Below are 16,816 nucleotides of genomic sequence, written 5' to 3'. Positions count from 1 at the left end.
CCGACGCCGATCGCAAATCCAACATAACAAGGGAGGTTTCCAATGAAGACAGGTTTTCGTTTCATGCTGGCCGGCATTGGTCTGGCCGTGATGTCGGTGCCCGCCGAGGCGGCGATGGTCGGCAGCAATCCGGAATATCCGCTTGGCAATACGCTCGGCCAGCCGACCGGCCTGCTGCCGCCGCCTGGCGTCTATCTCACTTTCAAGCCGAGCTACACCCAGTCCCGCCCGGTAAACGGGGACGGCCATTTCACCGGCGCCCATGCCAATATCTGGGGCGCCACCGGCTCGCTCGCCTACATTCCCGACATCCGGATTTTCGGCGCGCGCTACGGCATGTTCATCCGCTCGCTCGGCTGGCTGAATGTCAGCCTCACCACCCCCAGAGCGGCCGGCGGCAAGACCTTCAACCGCATCGGTCTGGTCGATACTGAGTTCACACCGCTATCCTTGAGCTGGGATCTCGGCCATCATGTCTTCTTCGATGCCGATTTCGGCTTCTATCCGCCCAACGGCCAGTACAGCGACACGGCCAAGGTGAATACCGGGCAGAATCATTGGACGATCGAGCCGGACATGTCCGTCAGCTGGCTGCCCGGCCCCTACCAGTTCACGGTGCACGCGACGCTGGACAAGAATTTCGAGAACAGCGCCACGCATTACACCAATGGCTCGACGATGGATTGGGACTTCACCGCGATGCGCGGCTTCGGTCACTGGTCCATCGGACCGGTCTCGTATTTCTACAAGCAGATCACAGCGGATTCCGGGCCGGCGGCGCTCAATGGCGGGTCCCCGGAAGCCTTCGCGCTGGGGGCGGATGTCGCCTATCAGGGCAAGGGCTACAAGATGAACATGTTTTTCACCCATGACGTCTATGCCCGCAATGTCGGCGAGGCCGGCAAGGTCGTGCTGACATTGAGCGTACCGCTGATGTAATCCCCTTGGCGCATTGGGCCCAACGCCCGATGCGCCACGCCAGAGCTGCGCGGCATCCGCGCGGCGCGCGCCAGACGGCGCTTTGTCCCGCGCATCCCGGCGCTGTCCCCCATTTTCGCCACTGCGCCGCCGCCGGGGCCTTCCTCGAATTAACAAATCATCCAGATTGAGACAGGATCTTTCCGCAATGTGCGGCTGCCCCTGGTGCCAGGCGGTCAGCCGCACCATGTGAGCATCACCTCTCTGACCCGGCGTGCCGGCGGCGGAGCAGTCCTTGTGTTTGCCCATCAAAAAGAGATCCATGCCCGAGACTTTGTCCCTGCTCCGGTTTCTGCTGGAGGCACAACCCGGCAGCGTTGCCTTGCTCAGCGTCACCGCCATTTTTGGCGGCGGCGCGCGGGCGGTTGGCGCGCAGATGGCGGTGCGGGCGGATGGCGCGGCCTTCGGCACGCTCTCCGGCGGTTGTGTCGAGGCGGCGATCATCGGCGAGGCGCGGCGGGTGATTGAGAGCGGCCGGCCGGAGAGCCTGCGCATCGGCCAGGGCTCCCGGATGATGGATCTGCGCCTGCCCTGCGGCGGCGGGATGGATGTTCAGATCACGCCGCTGGCGGATTTCGCCCCGCTGCGGCAGGCCCAAGCGGCCTTGCAGGCCCGCCAGGAGGTCACGCTCCGTCTCGCCCCTGAAGGCGGGCTTGCGCTCATCGAAGGCGATGCCGGCACCGGTTGGGCGGGGGCAGAGTTCCGGGTGGCGCTGCGCCCGGCCTTGCGGCTGGTCATTGCCGGGCAGGGGGCGGAGGCGCTGGCGCTGGCGCGGCTGGGGGCGGCCTTCGGCGCCGGGCTCAGCCTGCTCAGCCCGCGCCAGGAGCTGCTGGACGCGGCAATGGCGCTGGGGGCGGAGGGTCTGCTCTGGACGGATCGCCGCCACCCGCCAGCACTGCGGGCGGACCGGCACAGCGCCATCGTGCTGCTGTTTCACGATCATGAGTGGGAGGCGAGCCTGTTGCAGGCGGCCCTGGCCAGCGACGCGTTTTACATTGGCGCCATGGGCAGCCGCGCCACCCATGCGCGCCGGCTGCAGGCCCTGGCGGCGCAGGGCATGGCGGCTTCCTCGCTGGCGCGGCTCACCGGGCCGATCGGGCTGATCCCGGCGGTGCGCGAGCCTGAGCTGCTGGCTCTGTCCGCCCTGGGCGAGATCGCGGCGCGCCATCAGGCGGCCTGCGCCGGGGCGGCCGCGTCCCTGCTGGCGGCGGCGTCATGAGCGGCGAGGACAAATTCGACATATCACGGCGCGCCGTGCTGCTCGGCGGCGGCGCGCTGGCGGGGGCCGGGCCGGTTCGGGCCGCAACCAGGAAGGAGACGCTTATGCAGGATAGCCCAACGATGATGGAGGTGAGCTTTTCCGTGAACGGCGAAGCGCGCCATTTGCGGCTCGATACACGCACCAGCCTGCTGGATGCGTTGCGCGAGCATCTGCAACTCACCGGCAGCAAGAAAGGCTGCGATCACGGCCAATGCGGCGCCTGCACGGTGCTGGTGCAGGGCCGGCGGATCAATGCCTGCCTCAGCTTGGCGGTGATGCATGAAAGCGATGAGATCACCACCATCGAAGGGCTGGGCCAGCCGGGCGAGTTGCACCCGATGCAGGCGGCCTTTCTGCATCATGACGGGTTTCAGTGCGGCTATTGTACGCCGGGGCAGATTTGCTCGGCGGTGGCGGTGCTGGCGGAGCTGCAGGCCGGCATTCCCAGCCATGTCAGCCCCAGCCTGACGGCGGCGCCGACCCTCTCCGAGGCTGAGTTGCGCGAGCGGATGAGCGGCAATATCTGCCGCTGCGGCGCCTATTCCAACATCATGGAGGCGATGCGCGAGATCGCCGGGGAGCCGGCATGAAGGCCTTCACCTATAGCCGCGCCGCCAGCCCGGCTGCCGCTGCGGCCGAGGCAGCGGCCACGCCGCATGCGAAATTCATCGCCGGTGGCACCAATCTTCTGGATCTGATGAAATTGCAGATCGAGACGCCGGCGCATCTCATCGACGTCAACGGGCTGGGGCTGGATCATATCGAGCCGACGCCGGAAGGCGGGCTGCGCATCGGCGCGCTGGTGCGCAACACGGATCTGGCGGCGGATGTGCGGGTGCGGCGCGATTATGCGATGCTCTCGCGCGCCTTGCTGGCCGGCGCCTCCGGGCAGCTGCGCAACAAGGCGACGACGGCGGGAAATCTGCTGCAGCGGACACGCTGTGTGTATTTTTACGATCCGCGCCAGCCCTGCAACAAGCGGGTGCCGGGCAGCGGCTGTGCCGCCATCGGCGGGGTGGCGCGCCAGCTCGGGCTGGTCGGTATCAGCGACTCCTGCATCGCCACCCATCCGAGCGACATGGCGGTGGCGATGATGGCGCTGGACGCGCAGATCGAGACCATCGGCGCGGATGGCACAAGCCGGCGCATCGCGCTGCGGGATTTCTACCGCCTGCCCGGCGAGACGCCGCAGATCGAGCATGATCTGCGGCCTGGCGAGCTGATCCAGGCGGTGATTTTGCCGCCGCCTCTGGGCGGGGCGCAGATCTATCGCAAGGTGCGGGACCGCGCTTCTTACGCCTTCGCGTTGGTCTCGGTGGCGGCGGTGATCCAGCCGGATGGCAGCGGGCGGGTCGCCGCCGGCGGCATCGCCCCGCGCCCCTGGCGGGTGGAGGCGGCGGATGCCGCGCTGCCGCGCGGCGGTGCCGAGACGGCCGCCGCCTTGCTGGACGGGGCGCGGCCCCGGCCGGACAACGCCTTCAAACAGACCCTTCTGGCCCGGACCATCACCGCCGCGCTGGCGCAGGCGAAGGAGATGACGTCATGAAATTCGACGCCCCCGCCACCACCAACCCGATCGACCGGCAGCGTTTCATCGGCCAGCCGCTGGACCGCATCGAAGGCAAGCTGAAAGTCACCGGCAACGCGCCTTACGCTTATGAGCGTCACGAGGCCGTGCCGGATCAGGCCTATGGCTATATCATCGGCGCCGGCATCGCCAAGGGCCGCATCAAGGCGATGGATCTTATCGCCGCGCGCGCCGCCCCCGGGGTGCTGGGCATCGTCACCGCTGGCAATGCCGGCAAGCTCGGCAAAGGCACGCGCAATACCGCGCGGCTGCTCGGCGGCCCGGAGATCGAGCATTACGATCAGGCCATCGCCATCGTGGTGGCGGAGAGTTTCGAAATGGCGCGCGCCGCGGCGCTGCTGATCCGCCCGGAATATGAGGCGGAGCCGGGCCGGTTCGATCTGGTTTCGGCGCAAGAGAGCGGCGTGAAACCCGAATCCGGTGATCCCGACAGCGCATTCGGCGATTTCGCGCATGAATATGCGCAAGCCGCGGTGACGCTGGATGAGACCTACACCACCCCCGACCAGTCGCACGCGATGATGGAGCCGCATGCCAGCATCGCCGCCTGGAAGGAGGGCGCGGTGACGATCTGGACCTCCAACCAGATGATCGCCTGGGGCAAGGCGGATGTGGCGGAGACGCTGGGGCTGCCGCCGGAGAAGGTGCGGCTGGATTCGCCCTATGTCGGCGGCGGCTTCGGCGGCAAATTATTCCTGCGCGCGGACTGCATTCTGGCGGCGCTGGCGGCGCGGGAGATCGGCCGGCCGGTGAAGGTGGCGCTGACCCGCCCGATGATCTTCAACAACACCACCCATCGCCCGGCGACGCGCCAGCGCATCCGCCTCGGCGCCGCGCCGGATGGCAGGCTGCTGGCGATCGCGCATGAAAGCTGGTCCGGCAATCTGCCGGACGGCGCCACCGAAACCGCCGTGCATCAGACCCGGCTGCTCTACGCCGCCCCGGGGCGGCTGACCCGCACCCGGCTGGCGCGGCTGGATCTGCCCGAAGGCAATGCCATGCGCGCCCCCGGCGAGGCCTCCGGGCTGATGGCGCTGGAGGTGGCGATGGATGAGATGGCGGAAAGGCTGGGCATGGACCCGGTGCGCTTGCGCATCCTCAACGACACCCAGCTCGATCCCGAAAATCCCGCGCGGCCATTTTCGCAGCGCCATCTGGTGGAATGTTTGCAGCTTGGCGCGCAACGTTTCGGCTGGGCGCAACGCCAGGCCAAGCCCGGCCAGCGCCGGGAAGGGGGGGCTTTCATCGGGCTCGGTGTCGCCGCCGGCATCCGCAATAATCTGCTGACCAAATCCGCCGCCCGGGTGCGGCTGACCCGCGATTGCCGGCTGATCGTGGAGACCGACATGACCGATATCGGCACCGGCAGCTACACCATCATCGCCCAGACCGCCGCCGAGATGCTGGGGCTGCCGATGGCGCAGGTGGAGGTGCGGCTGGGGGATTCCGACTCGCCCGTCTCCGCCGGCTCCGGCGGGCAGTGGGGGGCGAACAACGCCACCGCCGGCGTCTATGCCGCCTGTGTCGGGCTGCGCCAGCAGATCGTGGCGCGGCTGGGGCTGAATGAGGCCGATGCGCTGTTCGCCGATGGCCAGGTGCAGTCCGGCGGCCACAGCACCGCCTTGGCCGAGGCCGCCCGCCAGGGCGAGCTGGTGGCCGAGGATGGCATTGAATATGGCGATCTGGCGAAGCGCTATCAGCAATCCACCTTCGCCGCGCATTTCGCCGAAGTCGCGGTGGATGCGGCGACGGCCGAAATTCGGGTGCGGCGGATGCTGGCGGTATGCGATGCCGGGCGCATCCTCAATCCCAAATCCGCCCGCAGCCAGGTGATCGGCGCGATGACGATGGGGGTGGGGGCGGCGCTGATGGAGGAGCTGGCGGTGGACCATCAGCGCGGCTATTTCGCCAATCACGATCTCGCCGGGTACGAGGTGCCGGTGCATGCGGATATTCCGCATCAGGAGGTGGTGTTCCTGGACGAGCCGGACCCGATCTCCTCGCCGATGAAGGCCAAGGGGGTGGGTGAGCTGGGGCTGTGCGGCGCGGCGGCGGCGGTGGCCAATGCCGTGTATAACGCCACCGGGGTGCGGGTGCGCGATTATCCGGTGACGCTGGACAAGCTGCTGGCCGCCATGCCGGCCTGAAGTTTATGTGGGTATGATCCGGGCGAAGCGCGCCGTGCCGGCGGGGGACGGCGCGCTGGCCTGGGGGTCCACCGGCACCGGCTGTTGCGCGGCCTGCAGCCGCAGCGCGCTTTGCGCGTCCCCGCCCAGCATCGCCTGCATGCAGGTCACGCAGAGTTCGGTTTTCGCATCCGCCAGCGCGTAGAAAATCTGCGTGCCCTGGCGCCTGGTGCGCACCAGCTCCTTGCGGCGCAGCTCCGCCAGCTGCTGGCTCAAAGCCGGCTGGCCGATGGCGGTGGCGGCGTCGATCTCGCTGACCGTGCGCTCGCCCTCAAGCAACAGCGACAGGATCATCAGGCGCTGCGGCTGGGCATAGACTTTCAGCAGATCGGCGGCGGCCTCGGCGGCGGCGCGGTCCCGGTGCAGCGCGCTCATGAGCCGGCCTTGGGCCCCGCCTTGCGGCAGAACCAGTCCGGCCCGGCTTCGATCCCGGCGAGCGAGGCGGCGGGCGGAGCCAGCAGCGCCTCGCCGGGGCGCCAGTCCGCCGGGGCCAGCGCCTTGTCGTCATGGGTCGCCTGCAAGGCGGCGAGCAGGCGCAGCGTTTCCTCCACCGAACGCCCGACATTATGCGGATACCAGGTCATCGCCCGAATGATGCCGTTCGGGTCGATGAAATAGCTGGCGCGCACGGTGGCGCTGTCCGGCGTCGTCTCGTCCAGCATGCCATAGGCGCGGCCGACCGCCATGCTCGGATCCTCGACCAGCGGGAAGGGCACGGTGACATCAAACGCCTCCTGAATCGCCCGCAGCCAGGCCAGATGCGAGAACAGGCTATCCACCGAGAGCCCGAGCAGCGCGCAGTTCAGCGCCGCGAAGCGGTCCGCCGCCTTCGCCAGGGCGACGAATTCGGTGGTGCAGACCGGGGTGAAATCCGCCGGGTGCGAGAAGAACAGCAGCCAGCGCTTGCGAAAGCCGGAGAGCTTGACCTCGCCCTGGGTGGTGCGGGCGACGAAATCCGGGGCTTCTTCGCCGAGCCGCAACGGGCGGGGGCCGGGGAGGGGGGTATCATTCATCGATCGTCAGCCTCATCCTGCCAGATTGCCGCAAGTTTCACTTGACACAAGCTCAGTTTCATAATTACGTATTTAACGTAATTTATAATTAAAGGCAAATCAAATGTCAGACCCGGCCTTCGATCGCGCCTGTGCCCTGATTTCCGCCCACCCGGCAGGATCGGTGCCGGTGAAGGCATTTTTCGACGAGCCCACCTTCACGGTGAGCTATGTGGTGCATGACCCGGCGACCAAGCGCGCCGCGATCATCGACAGCGTGCTGGATTACGATCCCGCCGCCGGGCGTACTTCCTTTGCCTCGGCGGATTCGATCATCGCCTATGTCCAGGCGGAAGGGCTCAGCGTCGAATGGCTGCTGGAAACCCACGCCCATGCGGATCATCTCTCCGCCGCGCCCTATCTGCAGGGCAAGCTCGGCGGCAAGCTCGCCATCGGCGCCGAGATCGTCGCGGTGCAGACCATCTTCGGTAAATTATTCAATGCCGGCACCGAATTTCAGCGCGACGGCTCGGATTTCGACCAGCTGTTCAAGGATGGCGACAGCTTCAAAATCGGCGGGCTGGAGGCGATGGTGCTGCATGTGCCCGGCCACACCCCGGCGGATCTGGCCTATGTCATCGGCGATGCGATCTTCTGCGGCGATACCTTGTTCATGCCCGATTACGGCACCGCCCGCGCCGATTTCCCCGGTGGCGATGCGCGCCAGCTCTTCCGCTCCATCCGCCGGCTGCTGGCGCTGCCCGCGCGGACCCGTGTTTTCCTCTGCCATGACTACAAGGCGCCGGGGCGCGAGACTTATGCCTGGGAGACCAGCGTCGGCGCCGAGCGGGCCGGCAATATCCATGTGCGCGACGGCATTTCCGAAGATGAGTTCGTGAAAATGCGCGAGGCGCGGGACGCGACGCTGGGGATGCCGCGGCTGATCTTGCCCTCGGTGCAGGTGAATATGCGCGGCGGGCATCTGCCGCCGCCGGAGGAGAACGGCATACGCTATCTCAAAATCCCGCTGGATTCCGTGTGATGCCGCAGGCTTGGCTGTATGGCCTGCTGGGCGGGCTGATGATCGGCGGCGCGGCTTCCTTGATGCTGCTGGGGCTGGGGCGGATCGCCGGGGTGAGCGGGTTGAGCGCGCGCGCGCTGGGCCTGGCCGATAGCGGCGCGCCCGCCGGGGTGGCCTGGGCCTTCATCCTCGGCCTGCCGCTGGGGGCGTTGGCGATGGGTGCGGTCATGGGCGCGCCGGTTTTGCGCTTTCCCTCCGCCGGGGCGCTGATTGTGGCCGGGCTGGTGGTGGGGTTTGGCACCAGGCTGGGGTCGGGCTGCACCAGCGGGCATGGGGTGTGCGGCATGTCGCGCCTCTCCCCGCGCTCCATCGCCGCGACCTTCTGCTTCATGGGCAGCGGCATCGTCACCGTGGCGGTCATGCGTCTGGCGGGATTGTCATGAGACAGATCGCGCTCGCGCTGCTCGCCGGGCTGCTGTTCGGCGCCGGGCTGGCGCTCTCTGGCATGTGCGATCCCGCCAAGGTGCGCGGCTTTCTGGATATTTTCGGCGCCTGGAACCCGACTCTGGCCTTCGTGATGGGCGGGGCCTTGCTGCCGATGGCGCTGGCCTGGCGGGTGCAGCGCAGGCTGCGCGCGCCGCTCGCGGCGCCTGCCTTCAGCCTGCCCGGCACGGCCGGGCTGGATGCGAAGCTGCTGGGCGGGGCGGCCTTGTTCGGCATTGGCTGGGGCATTGCCGGGCTTTGCCCCGGGCCGGGTCTGGCGGATCTCGCTTTCGCCCCGGCGCAGGCGGGCCTGTTCGTGCTGGCGATGTTCGCCGGCATGGGGATTTTCAAACTGACAATGAGCCGGCGGGCCAACATGCCGGGCAGCAGAGGGAGTTGAGACCATGGAGATCAGGCAGGTCACAGCGGATTTTTCGGTAACCCCGCAGCTGCAGCCGGCGGAGCTGCTGGCGGTGGCGGATCAGGGCTTCAAAACCGTCATCTGCACCCGCCCGGATGGCGAGGATGCCAACCAGCCCAGCGCCGCCGAGATCGAGGCGGCCTGCGCCAAGGCCGGGCTCGGCTTCGCTCATGTGCCGGTGGCCTCGCGCGCGGTCGGCGCGGCGGATATCGGCAAGATGGCGCAGGCCCTGGCCAGCCTGCCCGGGCCGGTGCTGGGCTATTGCCGCTCCGGCGCGCGGGCGGAGACGCTCTATCTCGCCGTCTCCCGGCAGCAGGCCGCCCCCAGCCCGTGCAGCGCCAAGATTTATGATGTCGTCATCGTCGGCGGCGGCTCCGGCGGCATCGCCACCGCCGCCAGCCTGCTCAAGCGCAAAAGCGGCCTCTCCATCGCCGTCATCGAGCCGATGGATGTACATTATTACCAGCCGGGCTGGACGCTGGTGGGGGCCGGCGTGTTCCAGCCCCAGGCCACCTGCCGGCCGATGGCGCAGGTGATGCCCAAAGGCGTGCAATGGCTGCGCGCCAGCGTCTCCGGCTTCGCGCCGGAGGAGAACCGGGTGATCCTCGGCGATGGCAGCGATGTCGCCTATCGCGCGCTGGTCGTCTGCCCCGGGCTGCGCCTGGCCTGGGAGCAGATCCCCGGCCTTCAGGAGGCGCTGGGCTGCAATGGTGTCACCTCGAATTACCGGTTCGACCTCGCACCTTACACCAACCGTCTCTCCGCCGAGCTGAAATCCGGCCGGGCGCTGTTCACCCAGCCGCCAATGCCGATCAAATGCGCCGGGGCGCCGCAGAAGGCGATGTATCTGAGCTGCGATCGCTGGCTGAAGGCCGGGCATCTCTCCGGCATCCAGGTGGAATTCCACAATGCCGGGGCGGTGTTGTTCGGCGTGCCCGCCTATGTGCCGGCGCTGATGAGCTATGTGCAGCGCTACGGCATCGCGCTAAATTTTGAAAGCAGGCTGGTGGCGGTGGATGGGCGGGCGCGCCTGGCCCGCTTCGAGCGCAAGACGCCGGACGGGGTTGAGACCATCGAGCGTGAGTTCGACATGCTGCATGCCGTGCCCCCGCAAGTGGCGCCGGATTGCGTGCGCAGCAGCAAGCTCGCCGGGCCCGGCGGCTTCGTCGCGGTAAATGAGGCGACGCTGCAGCATCCGGATTTCCCCAACGTGTTCGCGCTGGGCGATGGCTGCGCCGCGCCGAATGCCAAAACCGCCGCGGCGGTGCGACAGCAGGCGCCGGTGGTGGCGGTGAATCTGCTGGCCCAGCTCGCCGGCAAGACGATGGCGGGGGCCTATCTCGGCTATGGCAGCTGCCCGCTGACGGTGGAGCGCGGGCGCATCGTGCTGGCGGAGTTCAGCTATGGCGGCAAGGTGACGCCGACCTTCCCGCGCTGGGTGGTGGATGGCACCAAGCCCACCCGCGCCGCCTGGTTCCTGAAAGACCGCATTCTGCCGACGCTCTATTGGCACGATATGCTGAAGGGCCGGGAATGGCTGGCCGCCCCCAAGCCGCTCAGCGCGGTGCAAGGCTGAAGGGGCGGGGCGATGTCACTCGATATGCTGCAATATGCGCTGGGGGCGGGGAGCGGCGGCGTGGTCGGCTTCACGCTCGGGCTGGTCGGCGGCGGCGGCTCCATTCTGGCGGTGCCGTTGATGGTCTATCTGGTGGGCGTGCCGAACGCGCATGTGGCGATCGGCACCAGCGCCCTGGCGGTGGCGGCGAACGCGCTCACCGGGCTGGCCAACCATGCCCGCGCCCATAATGTGAAATGGCGCTGCGGCGGCATGTATGCGCTGGCGGGGATCGCCGGGGCGTTTGCCGGCTCCTCGCTGGGCAAGGCGATCAACGGGCAGAAATTGTTGTTCCTGTTCGCGCTGCTGATGGTGCTGATCGGCATCGTCATGCTGCGCGGCCGCAACGACCAGGGCATTCCCGGCGCCCAGTGCAACCGCGAGAACGCGCCGAAGGTTCTGGGCTTTGGCCTGGGCACCGGCATGTTTTCCGGCTTCTTCGGCATTGGCGGCGGCTTTCTCATCGTCCCCGGGCTGATCGCCTCCACCCATATGCCGATGCTCAATGCCGTCGGCACCTCGTTGGTGGCGGTGGCGGCCTTCGGGCTGACCACGGCGGTGAATTACGCCGCCTCCGGCATGGTGGATTGGGGGCTGGCGATCATCTTCGTCCTGGGCGGCATTCTGGGCGGCTTCGCCGGGGCGAAGGCGGCAAGGCGGCTCGCCGGCAGTCGCGGCCAGCTCACCACCGTCTTCGCCGGGCTGATCTTCGTGGTCGCGGCCTATATGCTCTGGCGCAGCGGCGCCACGCTGCTGAAAATGGTCTGAGAGGCGGTTTCCCTGGCCGGGCCTCCACGGGTAAACAGCCTTATGCAAGACGAGTACGAGATGATGATCCGTTCCATCGCCGGGGCGCTGGCGCGCGAGCTGGCGCCGTTCAGCGCGGATGAGGATTTCACCGAGCGTGTCACCCGCGCGGTGGAGGCGCATTTGCGGGCGCATCCCCCCGCCGCGGCGATGATCGCCTTCGCCCAGGCCCAAGACCGCCACGGCCGCGCGGGCGACGAGGCCATCGCCGCGGCGATCGAGATCGGGATTTTAACGACGATCTGAGGGCGGCCGCGCCCCCTTGCCTTGCGATGGAAAAGGGCATGGGGAATAGTTAAGCCATGTCCTCTTTTGCGCAGTTGGACGCGTTCATCGCCCGGCATCCGCGTCTGTTCATCATCACCGGCGCCGGCTGCAGCACGAATTCCGGCATTCCGGATTACCGGGACCGGGATGGGCGGTGGAAGCGCCCGCCGCCGGTGACCTACCAGGCCTTCATGGGCAGCGCGCTGGTGCGCCAGCGCTACTGGGCGCGCAGCCTGATCGGCTGGCGCCGCTTCGGCCAGGCCCTGCCCAACGCGGCGCATCGCGCTTTGGCCCGGCTGGAGGCGCAGGGGCGGGTGGCGCAGCTGGTCACCCAGAATGTCGACCGGCTGCACCAGCAAGCCGGCAGCCGCAACGTGATCGATCTGCACGGGCGGCTGGACCGGGTGCGCTGCATGGGCTGTGCGCGGCTCTGGAAACGTGCCGCCCTGCAGGGGGAGCTGGAGCGGCTGAACCCGGCCTGGGCGCGGCTGGACGCCGCCCAGGCCCCGGATGGCGATGCCGAGCTGGAGGGGGCGCCCTTTGCCAGCTTTGCCGTGCCGCCCTGCCCGGAATGCGGCGGCATTTTAAAGCCGGACGTGGTGTTTTACGGCGAAACCGTGCCGGCGAACCGGGTGCAGGCCGCACTCACCCATCTCGCTGAAGCGGATGCGATGCTGATCGTCGGCTCCACCCTCATGGTCTATTCCGGCTTTCGCTTCGCCCTGGCGGCATCGCGGGCGGGCAAGCCGATCGTCGCGGTGAATCTCGGCCAGACCCGGGCGGATGCGCTGCTCGCCTTCAAGCTGGAGGCCCCCTGCGAGCAGGCGCTGGCCGCATTGCCGGCGCCGCCGCACCTGTCCGTAGCCTGAGCGTAAAGATTATTGACAGGGGTGCTGACGCCCGACTAATTAAACCAAAGTGATTTAATTAATCGAGGACCCACGCCCACCCCGGATTTTCGCCGGCCTTGTCACCCAAACAAATAACATCGTTCTCTTGGAGGAGACTTTCATGCGTTTGAAGATCACCGCTGCCCTCTCGGCGGCGCTGCTGGCTGCTTCCGGCACCAGCGCGCTGGCGACCACCATCACCGTCGCCACCGTCAATAATAACGACATGGTGGTGATGCAGAAGCTCAGCAAAGTCTGGGAGAAAGAGACCGGCAACCATGTGAAATGGGTGGTGCTGGAAGAGAATGTGCTGCGCCAGCGCGTGACCACGGATATCGCCACCCATGGCGGCCAGTTCGATGTGGTGACCATCGGCGCCTACGAGACCCCGATCTGGGCCAAGCGCGGCTGGCTCGACAAGCTGAATGATTTCCCGGCCTCGTATGATTACAACGACCTGCTGGCGCCGGTGCGCAGCGCCCTGACCGTGAATGGCAGCATGTATGCGGTGCCGTTCTATTCCGAGGCCTCCTTCACCATGTACCGCAAGGATCTGTTCGAGAAGGCCGGGCTGACCATGCCGGACCAGCCGACCTACGCGCAGATCGAGCAGTTCGCCGACAAGCTCACCGATAAATCCAAGCAGCAATACGGCATCTGCCTGCGCGGCAAGCCGGGCTGGGGTGAGAACATGGCCTTCCTCGGCACGCTGGTGAACACCAATGGCGGCCGCTGGTTCGACATGGACTGGAAGCCCCAGCTCACCACCAAGCCCTGGGAAGACGCGATCAATTATTACGTGAAGCTGATGCAGAAGGATGGCCCTCCGGGTGCCGCCTCCGATGGCTTCAACGAGGTCGAGGCGCTGTTCGCCACCGGCCATTGCGCGATCTGGGTGGATAGCACGGTTGCCGCCGGCATGCTGGAGGATCCGAAGCAGTCGCAGGTCGCCGGCAAGGTCGGCTTCGCCAAGGCGCCGATCGCGGTGACGGATAAGGGCGCCTCCTGGCAGTGGATCTGGTCGCTCGCCGTGCCCAGCTCCTCGAAGAAGGAGAAGGTGGCGAAGCAATTCATCGCCTGGGCGACCTCCAAACAATATATCGATCTGGTCGGCAAGACCGATGGCTGGGTGCTGGCCCCGCCGGGCACGCGCATGTCCACCTACCAGAACCCGGATTACCTGGCCGCGGCGCCCTTCGCCAAGCAGGTGCTGGCGGCGGTGCAGAGTGTTGACCCGCAGCACCCGACGCTGCAGCCGGTGCCCTATACCGGCATCCAGTTCGTCACCATCCCGCCCTTCCAGCAGATCGGCACCACGGTCGGCCAGGATATCGCCGGGGCGCTGAGCGGCAGCACCAGCGTGCAGGCGGCGCTGCAATCCGCGCAGGACAGCACCACCAGCGCCATGCAGCAGGCGGGCTATCTGAAGTAAAAGCCAATGCGGGCGGCCGCGCGCCGCCCGCCTCGTAAGGGAAACCCCAGACATGGCCAACGCAAAACCCAAAACGCAGCATCGCGCCAAGTTGATGCGCACCTGGCCGCTGCTCACCCCGGCGGTGGGCGTGCTGCTGCTCTGGGCGCTGGTGCCGCTGGCGATGACGCTGTGGTTCTCCTTCCAGCGCTATAATCTGGTCGACCCGACGATCAGCGGCTTCGCCGGCTGGAGCAATTATAAATTCCTGGTCGAAAGCCCGGCCTTTCTCGCCTCCATCCTGAATGAGCTGGTGATGGTCGCCGCCGTGCTGATCATCACCTTGGTGCTGGGGGTGGCCTTCGCGGTGCTCTATGACCAGGAATTTCCCGGCCGCGCCATCGCCCGGCTGCTGGTCATCGGGCCGTTTTTCGTGATGCCCACCGTCGCCGCGCTGGTCTGGAAAAACCTGCTGATGGACCCGGTGAACGGCGTCTTCGCCTATATCGCCCGCAGCCTCGGCTTCACCCCGCTGGACTGGTTCACCCATGCGCCGATGGCCGGCGAGGTGATGATCGTCTCCTGGGAATGGGTGCCGTTCGCCACGCTGATTCTGCTCACCGCCATGCAGTCGCTGGATCGCCAGCAGATCGAGGCGGCGAAGATGGATGGGGCGCGCGGCCCGCAGATTCTGCGCTACGTGATCCTGCCGCATCTCTCCCGGCCGATCACCATCGTGATGATGATGGAGACGATCTATCTGCTGGCGGTGTTCGCGGAAATCTTCGTCACCACCTCCGGCGGGCCCGGCCATGCCACCACCACGCTCACCTACCTGATCTACCAGAAGGCGCTGGTGGCGTTCGATGTCGGCGGCGCCTCGGCGGGCGGTGTCATCGCCGTCATCCTCGCCAATATCGTCGCCTTGTTCCTCATCCGCAGCGTCGCCCGCAATGTCGATCTGTAAGGAAAGCCAGAGATGAAAGCTTCACCTTTGCAAAAACTGATCGTCTTCGTGCTGGGCTGGGGCGCGGCGCTGCTGATGTTCTTTCCCGTCGCCTGGATGGTGCTGACCGGGTTCAAGAGCGAGATCGACGCGGTGCATTCCCCGCCGCTGCTGATCTTCCACCCGATCCTCTCCAATTTCACCCATGTCATCCATGAGGGCGATTATCTCGGCGCGCTCGGCAATTCCGTCGGCATCGCGCTGGGGGCCACCGTGCTGGGGCTGTTGATCGCGATGCCCGGCGCCTACGCGATGGCGTTCTTTCCCAATCGCTGGACCAAGGATCTGCTGCTCTGGATGCTCTCCACCAAGATGATGCCGGCGGTGGGGGTGCTGATGCCGATCTATCTGATCTGCCAGAAAAGCGGGCTTTTGGACACACTCACCGGGCTGGTGCTGGTGATGATGCTGGCCAACCTGCCGATCATCGTCTGGATGCTCTATACATTCTTCAAGGAAATTCCGGGTGATATCATCGAGGCCTCGCGCATGGACGGGGCCGGGCCGCTGGCACAGCTGCGCATCGTGCTGCTGCCGCTGGCCGGGCCCGGCATTGCCTCCACCGCTTTGCTCTCGATCATCCTGACCTGGAACGAGGCCTTCTGGAGCCTCAACCTCACCTCTTCCAACGCCGCCCCGCTCACCGCCTTCATCGCCACCTTCTCCGCCCCCGAGGGGCTGTTCTGGGCGAAGCTCTCGGCGGCCTCGACGCTGGCGGTGGCGCCGATTCTGATCTTCGGCTGGCTCACCCAGCGCCAGCTCGTCCGCGGCCTGACCTTCGGCGCGGTGAAATAGGATGTTCTGCTGATGTGCACGCTCGAACTTAAAAATCTGCGCAAATCCTACGGCCATGTCGATGTGATCAAGGGGATCGACCTGACCATTGAGGATCGCGAATTCATCGTCTTTGTCGGCCCCTCGGGCTGCGGCAAATCCACGCTCTTGCGGATGATCGCGGGGCTGGAGGAGATCAGCGGCGGCGAGCTGCTGATCGACGGGGTGCGGGTGAACCAGGTGCCGCCGGACAAGCGCGGCCTCGCCATGGTGTTCCAGAGCTACGCGCTCTATCCGCATATGAATGTCGCGGATAATATGGCCTTCGCGCTGCGCCTGGCCGGGGTGCCGAAGGCCGAGCGCGATGCGCGCGTCGCGGTGGCGGCGAAAACCTTGCAGCTGGATGCGCTGCTGGACCGCAAGCCCGCCAATCTCTCCGGCGGCCAGCGCCAGCGTGTCGCCATCGGCCGCGCCATCGTGCGCCAGCCGAAAGCCTTTTTGTTCGATGAGCCGCTCTCCAACCTGGATGCGGCGCTGCGCGTGCAGACCCGCATCGAGATCGCCAAGCTGCATAACGATCTCAAGAGCACGATGATCTACGTCACCCACGACCAGATCGAGGCGATGACGCTGGCGGATCGCATCGTGGTGTTCAATGCCGGGCGGATCGAGCAGGTCGGCACGCCGCTGGAGCTCTATCACAACCCGGCCAATCTCTTCGTCGCCGGCTTCATCGGCTCGCCGAAGATGAATCTGATCGGCGCCGAGGTGGTGCAGAGCGATGGCGCCAGCAGCATGCTGAAGCTGGAAGGCGGGGCGGGCTTCGCGGTGCCGGCGCGTCTGGCACCCGGGGCGAAGGTGACGCTGGGGCTGCGGCCCGAGCATATCGAGCTGGCGCCCGAGGGCGCGCTGGCGGGCAAGGTGGAGGTGGTGGAGCATCTCGGCAACGAGACCATCGCCTATGCCGATATCGGCGCGGCGCAGCCCTTGACGGTGAAACTCCCGTCCGATGCGCCGGTGCGGCTTGGCGAGACGCTGCATTTCGCGCTACGCGGCCACGCCGCATCGCTTTTCGATGAACAAGGTCAAGCCATCGCCCTTCCGGGCACCTGAAAG

Annotated in this window: 18 protein-coding genes; 16 read left to right on the top strand and 2 right to left on the bottom strand. The window is 66.8% G+C overall.

The genetic code is table 11. The annotated features are described in order from the left end of the window. Window positions 1-42: 42 nt before the first annotated feature. The 5 genes from ACZ46S_RS07430 to paoC all read left to right on the top strand — a co-directional run bounded on the left by ACZ46S_RS07430 (window position 43) and on the right by paoC (window position 5,974). On the top strand, window positions 43-939 hold the full coding sequence (locus tag ACZ46S_RS07430) for a SphA family protein (RefSeq protein ID WP_464063969.1): 897 nt from the start codon (window positions 43-45) through the stop codon (window positions 937-939). A 301-nt stretch (window positions 940-1,240) separates the two neighbouring features. Beyond that, complete coding sequence (locus tag ACZ46S_RS07425; RefSeq protein WP_464063968.1) at window positions 1,241-2,197, top strand: XdhC family protein; 957 nt, start codon at window positions 1,241-1,243, stop codon at window positions 2,195-2,197. Then, window positions 2,194-2,829, top strand: coding sequence for an aldehyde dehydrogenase iron-sulfur subunit PaoA (gene paoA, locus ACZ46S_RS07420; RefSeq protein WP_464063967.1), 636 nt, complete (start codon window positions 2,194-2,196; stop codon window positions 2,827-2,829). Before ACZ46S_RS07425 ends, paoA begins: the two co-directional genes overlap by 4 nt. Further along, window positions 2,826-3,785 carry an FAD binding domain-containing protein gene (locus ACZ46S_RS07415; protein WP_464063966.1) on the top strand — a complete coding sequence of 320 codons (960 nt, stop codon included), beginning with the start codon at window positions 2,826-2,828 and terminating at the stop codon, window positions 3,783-3,785. The genes paoA and ACZ46S_RS07415 overlap by 4 nt, the downstream gene beginning before the upstream one ends. Next, the gene (gene paoC / locus ACZ46S_RS07410) at window positions 3,782-5,974 is read left to right on the top strand and encodes an aldehyde oxidoreductase molybdenum-binding subunit PaoC (protein ID WP_464063965.1); all 2,193 of its coding nucleotides are present in this window, start codon (window positions 3,782-3,784) and stop codon (window positions 5,972-5,974) included. The genes ACZ46S_RS07415 and paoC overlap by 4 nt, the downstream gene beginning before the upstream one ends. 3 nt (window positions 5,975-5,977) lie before the next feature. Here paoC and ACZ46S_RS07405 read toward each other — a convergent pair whose 3' ends face one another. After that, a complete protein-coding gene (locus ACZ46S_RS07405; RefSeq protein ID WP_464063964.1) occupies window positions 5,978-6,388 on the bottom strand; it encodes an ArsR/SmtB family transcription factor in 411 nt (136 codons plus the stop codon). Further along, the gene (locus ACZ46S_RS07400) at window positions 6,385-7,026 is read right to left on the bottom strand and encodes a peroxiredoxin (RefSeq protein WP_464063963.1); all 642 of its coding nucleotides are present in this window, start codon (window positions 7,024-7,026) and stop codon (window positions 6,385-6,387) included. The genes ACZ46S_RS07405 and ACZ46S_RS07400 overlap by 4 nt, the downstream gene beginning before the upstream one ends. Window positions 7,027-7,129: 103 nt before the next feature. On the opposite strand from ACZ46S_RS07400, the gene ACZ46S_RS07395 reads away from it, so the two are divergent. From ACZ46S_RS07395 to ACZ46S_RS07345, 11 genes are all read left to right on the top strand, one after another. Next, the gene (locus tag ACZ46S_RS07395) at window positions 7,130-8,047 is read left to right on the top strand and encodes an MBL fold metallo-hydrolase (RefSeq protein WP_464063962.1); all 918 of its coding nucleotides are present in this window, start codon (window positions 7,130-7,132) and stop codon (window positions 8,045-8,047) included. Beyond that, on the top strand, window positions 8,047-8,469 hold the full coding sequence (locus ACZ46S_RS07390) for a YeeE/YedE family protein (RefSeq protein WP_464063961.1): 423 nt from the start codon (window positions 8,047-8,049) through the stop codon (window positions 8,467-8,469). Before ACZ46S_RS07395 ends, ACZ46S_RS07390 begins: the two co-directional genes overlap by 1 nt. Next, on the top strand, window positions 8,466-8,909 hold the full coding sequence (locus tag ACZ46S_RS07385; RefSeq protein WP_464063960.1) for a DUF6691 family protein: 444 nt from the start codon (window positions 8,466-8,468) through the stop codon (window positions 8,907-8,909). Before ACZ46S_RS07390 ends, ACZ46S_RS07385 begins: the two co-directional genes overlap by 4 nt. A 4-nt stretch (window positions 8,910-8,913) precedes the next feature. Beyond that, window positions 8,914-10,506 (top strand): bifunctional protein tyrosine phosphatase family protein/NAD(P)/FAD-dependent oxidoreductase, encoded by a 1,593-nt coding sequence (locus tag ACZ46S_RS07380; protein WP_464063959.1) that lies wholly within the window; start codon window positions 8,914-8,916, stop codon window positions 10,504-10,506. Window positions 10,507-10,518: 12 nt separating this feature from the next. Then, the gene (locus ACZ46S_RS07375) at window positions 10,519-11,313 is read left to right on the top strand and encodes a sulfite exporter TauE/SafE family protein (RefSeq protein WP_295740407.1); all 795 of its coding nucleotides are present in this window, start codon (window positions 10,519-10,521) and stop codon (window positions 11,311-11,313) included. A 60-nt stretch (window positions 11,314-11,373) separates the two neighbouring features. Beyond that, complete coding sequence (locus ACZ46S_RS07370; RefSeq protein ID WP_464063958.1) at window positions 11,374-11,598, top strand: hypothetical protein; 225 nt, start codon at window positions 11,374-11,376, stop codon at window positions 11,596-11,598. A 56-nt stretch (window positions 11,599-11,654) separates the two neighbouring features. Next, a complete protein-coding gene (locus tag ACZ46S_RS07365) occupies window positions 11,655-12,488 on the top strand; it encodes an NAD-dependent protein deacetylase (protein ID WP_464063957.1) in 834 nt (277 codons plus the stop codon). 142 nt (window positions 12,489-12,630) lie between these two features. Continuing rightward, window positions 12,631-13,941, top strand: coding sequence for an ABC transporter substrate-binding protein (locus ACZ46S_RS07360; RefSeq protein WP_464063956.1), 1,311 nt, complete (start codon window positions 12,631-12,633; stop codon window positions 13,939-13,941). Between the two features lie 52 nt (window positions 13,942-13,993). After that, window positions 13,994-14,887, top strand: a complete 894-nt coding sequence (locus ACZ46S_RS07355) for a carbohydrate ABC transporter permease (protein WP_295740414.1) — start codon at window positions 13,994-13,996, stop codon at window positions 14,885-14,887. Window positions 14,888-14,899: 12 nt separating this feature from the next. Beyond that, window positions 14,900-15,721 (top strand): carbohydrate ABC transporter permease, encoded by an 822-nt coding sequence (locus tag ACZ46S_RS07350; protein ID WP_295740416.1) that lies wholly within the window; start codon window positions 14,900-14,902, stop codon window positions 15,719-15,721. Window positions 15,722-15,733: 12 nt separating this feature from the next. After that, complete coding sequence (locus ACZ46S_RS07345; protein WP_295740418.1) at window positions 15,734-16,813, top strand: ABC transporter ATP-binding protein; 1,080 nt, start codon at window positions 15,734-15,736, stop codon at window positions 16,811-16,813. Window positions 16,814-16,816: the final 3 nt, after the last annotated feature.

This window comes from Acidocella aluminiidurans (genome assembly GCF_055383125.1).
This window is presented reverse-complemented; position numbering and strand designations above follow the sequence as displayed.

Coding starts and splice junctions, on each gene's coding strand:
- ACZ46S_RS07430 (WP_464063969.1), top strand. CDS start 43: ATGAAGACAGGTTTTCGTTTCATGCTGGCCGGCATTGGTCTGGCCGTG.
- ACZ46S_RS07425 (WP_464063968.1), top strand. CDS start 1,241: ATGCCCGAGACTTTGTCCCTGCTCCGGTTTCTGCTGGAGGCACAACCC.
- paoA (WP_464063967.1), top strand. CDS start 2,194: ATGAGCGGCGAGGACAAATTCGACATATCACGGCGCGCCGTGCTGCTC.
- ACZ46S_RS07415 (WP_464063966.1), top strand. CDS start 2,826: ATGAAGGCCTTCACCTATAGCCGCGCCGCCAGCCCGGCTGCCGCTGCG.
- paoC (WP_464063965.1), top strand. CDS start 3,782: ATGAAATTCGACGCCCCCGCCACCACCAACCCGATCGACCGGCAGCGT.
- ACZ46S_RS07405 (WP_464063964.1), bottom strand. CDS start 6,388: ATGAGCGCGCTGCACCGGGACCGCGCCGCCGCCGAGGCCGCCGCCGAT.
- ACZ46S_RS07400 (WP_464063963.1), bottom strand. CDS start 7,026: ATGAATGATACCCCCCTCCCCGGCCCCCGCCCGTTGCGGCTCGGCGAA.
- ACZ46S_RS07395 (WP_464063962.1), top strand. CDS start 7,130: ATGTCAGACCCGGCCTTCGATCGCGCCTGTGCCCTGATTTCCGCCCAC.
- ACZ46S_RS07390 (WP_464063961.1), top strand. CDS start 8,047: ATGCCGCAGGCTTGGCTGTATGGCCTGCTGGGCGGGCTGATGATCGGC.
- ACZ46S_RS07385 (WP_464063960.1), top strand. CDS start 8,466: ATGAGACAGATCGCGCTCGCGCTGCTCGCCGGGCTGCTGTTCGGCGCC.
- ACZ46S_RS07380 (WP_464063959.1), top strand. CDS start 8,914: ATGGAGATCAGGCAGGTCACAGCGGATTTTTCGGTAACCCCGCAGCTG.
- ACZ46S_RS07375 (WP_295740407.1), top strand. CDS start 10,519: ATGTCACTCGATATGCTGCAATATGCGCTGGGGGCGGGGAGCGGCGGC.
- ACZ46S_RS07370 (WP_464063958.1), top strand. CDS start 11,374: ATGATGATCCGTTCCATCGCCGGGGCGCTGGCGCGCGAGCTGGCGCCG.
- ACZ46S_RS07365 (WP_464063957.1), top strand. CDS start 11,655: ATGTCCTCTTTTGCGCAGTTGGACGCGTTCATCGCCCGGCATCCGCGT.
- ACZ46S_RS07360 (WP_464063956.1), top strand. CDS start 12,631: ATGCGTTTGAAGATCACCGCTGCCCTCTCGGCGGCGCTGCTGGCTGCT.
- ACZ46S_RS07355 (WP_295740414.1), top strand. CDS start 13,994: ATGGCCAACGCAAAACCCAAAACGCAGCATCGCGCCAAGTTGATGCGC.
- ACZ46S_RS07350 (WP_295740416.1), top strand. CDS start 14,900: ATGAAAGCTTCACCTTTGCAAAAACTGATCGTCTTCGTGCTGGGCTGG.
- ACZ46S_RS07345 (WP_295740418.1), top strand. CDS start 15,734: ATGTGCACGCTCGAACTTAAAAATCTGCGCAAATCCTACGGCCATGTC.